Genomic DNA, 4,168 nt, shown 5'->3' with positions numbered 1-4,168 from the left:
AGCCGTGCCGGTGATTCTCCGGGTTGTCCCGTGTCGGGGCGGCCCTGCGGACTGTCCGCCTCGTTAGGTGCAGGAGCGAGACCGAGACGCTGGAGAACAGCACGAACGCCGACAGGTCGAGGTCCGCGGTGAGTTCGTCGAGGTGGAGGGCGGCGTCGAGCTTGGGGCGCAGGACGCGTTCCAGTTGCTCCGGGCTCATCGTGGCGAGGAGTCCGTCGTCGAGGACGCCCGCGGAATGGACGACGGCCGTCAGGGGCCGTTCCAGGGAGCCGAGGAGGGCGGCGACGGCCTCCCGGTCGGCCACGTCACAGGCTTCGACGCGGACCCGGGCACCCAGTTCCTCCAGGCGGGCCGTGAGGGCGGGGACGCCGTCGGCGGCCGGGCCGCGACGGCTGACCAGGGTGAGGTGGCGGACCCCGTGGGTGCCGATGAGGTGCTCGGCGAACAGCGCCCCGAGACCGACGGTGCCGCCGGTGATCAGGACGGTGCCCTCGGGGTCGAGGGAGGTGGTGGGGACGGGGGCGGCGGTGTGCCGGGCGAGGCGGGGGACGAGGGTCCGTCCGGCGCGCACGGCGAGCTGCGGCTCGTCCAGGGCGGCGAGGGCCGCCCAGTCGGCGGTGCCGTCCTCGGTGTCGAGGTCGACGAGGAGGAAGCGGTCGGGGTGCTCGGACTGGGCGGTGCGCAGCAGTCCCCACACGGGGGCGGTGGTCGGGTCGGCGGTCTCCTCGCCGGCGGCGACGGCGTGCCGGGTGGCGAGGAGCAGTCGGGTGTCGGCGAGGGGTGCGGCGTCCAGCCAGCGTCGGAGCAGGGCGAGGGTGTCGGCGGCCACCGTGCGGGCGGCCTCGGCGGCCGGTCCGTCGGGGGCGGTGACCCGCAGGACGACCAGGTCGGGTCGGGTCTTCGGGTCGACGACGGCTTCGGCGGCCAGGCCGTCGACGGCCGCGAGGGCGCCGGGGGTTCCGGTGCCGGCGGGGTCGAGGAGGTGCACGCGGCCGGCCGGGGTGGTCCCGGTGGTCGGGGCGGGAACCCATTCGAGGGCGTACAGGGCGTCCGCGGAGCCGGAGCGGGCGGCCTGGAGCTGGTCGGCGGCGACGGCCCGGAAGGCCAGTTCGTCGACGCGGGCCAGGGGCTCGCCGAGTTCGGAGCGGAGCTCGACGCGCAGGGCGGTGGAGCCGGCGGCGCCGGTGGCGCGGATGCGGACCCGGGCGGCGGCGGCCCCGGCGGTGCCGAGGTGGACCCCGGACCAGGAGAAGGGCAGGCGGACCTTGCCGTCTCCCTGGTCGAGCCAGTCGAGGCCGCCGTGGAGGGCGGCGTCGAAGAGGGCGGGGTGCGCGGCGAAGCCGCCGGCTCCGGTCTCCTCGTCGCGGCGCAGCGCCACTTCGGTGTAGACGGTGTCGGTGTCGGTGTCGCGCCAGGCGGCGCGGACGCCGCGGAAGGCCGGGCCGTAGTCGAGGCCGAGGGCGGCGAAGCCGGTGTACAGCTCGTCCACGGGGAAGGGTTCGGCTCCGGCCGGGGGCCAGTCCGCGGGCCAGGGGTCCGGGTCGGCGCCCGCTTCGGTGAGGGTGCCGCGGGCGTGGCACAGGGCTCCGGTGCCGGTGCCGGTGTCGGCTTCGTGGGAGTAGACGGCGACCTCGCGGCGGCCGTCGACGTCCGGGGCGCCGACGGTGACCTGGATCCGCAGGGCCGCGTCGCCCTCCAGGACGAGCGGGGCCTCCAGGACCAGTTCCTCCAGGACGGGCCGGTCCAGCCGGCGTCCGGCGGAGGCGACCAGGTCCACGAGGGCGGTGCCGGGGACGACCACGGTGCCGAAGACGGTGTGGTCGGCGAGCCAGGGCAGGGCCTCGCGGGTGAGGCGGCCGGTGAAGACCCAGGCGTCGGTGTCGCCGACGGCGACGGCGGCGCCCAGCACGGGGTGTTCCACGCGGCCGAGTCCGGCGGCGGTCGGGTCCCCGGTCGCGGCGGTCGGGCTGAGCCAGTACCGCTCGCGCTGGAAGGCGTAGGTGGGCAGGTCCACCTGGCGGGCGCCGGTGCCGGCGTAGAAGGCGTCCCAGTCGATCCACAGTCCGGCGACGTGGGCCTGGCCGAGGAAGCCGGCGAAGGCTTCGGCCTCGGGGGTACGGGCCCGCAGCACGGGCGCGAACACGGCCTCGGTGTCCTCGCCGAGGGTCTGCCGGGCCAGGGCGGTGAGGACGGCGCCGGGGCCGATCTCGACGAAGCGGGTGACGCCCTCGGCGGCGAGGGTGCGCACCCCGTCGGCGAAGCGGACGGCCTCGCGGACGTGGTCCACCCAGTAGGCGGGTTCGGTGAGTTCGGCGGTGACGAGGCCGCCGGTCAGGTTCGAGACCACGGGCAGCTTCGGCTGCTGGAAGGACAGTCCCTCGGCGAGGGCGCGGAACTCCGCCAGCATCGGTTCCATCAGCGGGGAATGGAAGGCGTGGCTGACCCGCAGGCGGGTGGTCCGGCGGCCCTCCCACTGCGGCAGCCACTCCTCGATCGCGGTCAGCTCGCCGGAGACCACCACGGAGCGGGGGCCGTTGACCGCGGCCACCGCCAGGCGGCCCGCGAAGGCGGCGAGGGATGCCTCGACCTCCTCCGGTTCGGCTTCCACGGCCGCCATGCCGCCGCCTTCGGGCAGGGCGCCCATCAGTCGGCCGCGGGCGGCCACCAGGGCGGCGGCGTCGTCCAGGGAGAGCACGCCCGCCACGTGGGCGCAGGCGAGTTCGCCGACGGAGTGCCCGATGAGCACGTCGGCGCCGATGCCGAGGAATTCGAGGAGCCGGTAGAGGGCGACCTCGACGGCGAACAGGGCGGCCTGGGTGTACTCGGTGCGGTCCAGGAGGGCGGCCTCGGGGGCGCCCTCGGGGGCGGCGAGGAGCTCCTTCAGGGGGCGGTCGAGGTGCGGGTCGAGGGCCGCGCACACCTCGTCGAGCTGTTTGGCGAAGACGGGGTGGGCGGCGGCGAGGCCGGTGCCCATGCCGGGGCGCTGGGCGCCCTGCCCGGAGAAGAGGAAGGCGGTCTTCCCGGCGAGCGGGATGCCGCCGGGCAGCCCCTCGGCGTGGGCGGCGAGCCCGGCGAGCAGGCCCTCGCGGTCGGTGGCGACGATCGCGGCCCGGTGGTCGAGCTGGGCGCGGCCGGCGACGCCGGAGAAGGCGATGTCGAGGGGTTCGAGTTCGGGCCGGGCCAGCAGGTGGGCGTGGAGCCGCCGGGCCTGCGCGGTGAGGGCCTCGGGGGTCTTCCCGGAGACGGCCACGGGGACGGCGGGCGGCACGAACGGGGTCCGGTCGGTGGTGTCGAGGGAGGGCCATTCGGCGGGCGGGGCCTCTTCGACGATGACGTGGGCGTTGGTGCCGCTGACGCCGAAGGAGGAGACGCCGGCCCGTCGGGTGCGCTCACCGCGGGGCCAGTCCTCGGCCTCGGTGAGGAGGCGGACCTCTCCGGAGGCCCAGTCGATGTGCGGGGAGGGTTCGTCGACGTTCAGGGTCCGCGGCAGTCGCTCGTTCGCCATGGCCATGACCATCTTGATGATGCCCGCGACGCCCGCCGCGGCGGAGGCGTGACCGATGTTGGACTTGATGGAGCCGAGCCGCAGGGGGCCGCTGCCGGCCCGGTCCTGGCCGTAGGTGGCGAGGAGGGCCTGCGCCTCGATGGGGTCGCCGAGCCGGGTGCCGGTGCCGTGGCCCTCGACGGCGTCGATGTCGGCGGGGGCGAGTCCGGCGTTGGCGAGTGCCTGGCGGATGACCCGTTCCTGAGAGGGTCCGTTCGGGGCGGTGAGGCCGTTGCTCGCACCGTCCTGGTTGATCGCGGAACCCCGGATGACGCCGAGGACGCGTCGGCCGTTGCGGCGGGCGTCGGAGAGGCGCTCCAGGACCAGCAGACCGAGGCCGTCGGAGAATCCGGTGCCGTCGGCCGAAGCCGCGTAGGACTTGCAACGACCGTCGGGGGCGAGGCCGCGCTGGCGGCTGAACTCCTGGAGGACGAAGGGGCCGGACATCACGGTGACCCCGCCGACCAGCGCGAGGGAGCACTCCCCCGAGCGGAGGGCCTGGGAGGCGAGGTGGACCGCGACCAGCGAGGAGGAGCAGGCGGTGTCGACGGTCACGGCGGGACCCTCGAAACCGAGGGTGTACGCCACCCGACCCGAGATCACACTCGTCGTCGTACCCGTCAG

At 75.6% G+C, this 4,168-nt stretch carries 1 protein-coding gene; it reads right to left on the bottom strand.

The window, feature by feature from the left end:
• On the bottom strand, positions 1-4,168 hold a 4,168-nt coding region (locus ABTZ17_RS36410), incomplete at both ends, for an SDR family NAD(P)-dependent oxidoreductase (protein ID WP_502994989.1).

This window comes from Streptomyces sp. NPDC097619 (genome assembly GCF_040302735.1).
Taxonomy (GTDB): domain Bacteria; phylum Actinomycetota; class Actinomycetes; order Streptomycetales; family Streptomycetaceae; genus Streptomyces.
The sequence above is the reverse complement of the archived record's forward strand: the minus strand, read 5'-3'. Positions and strand labels throughout refer to the sequence as shown.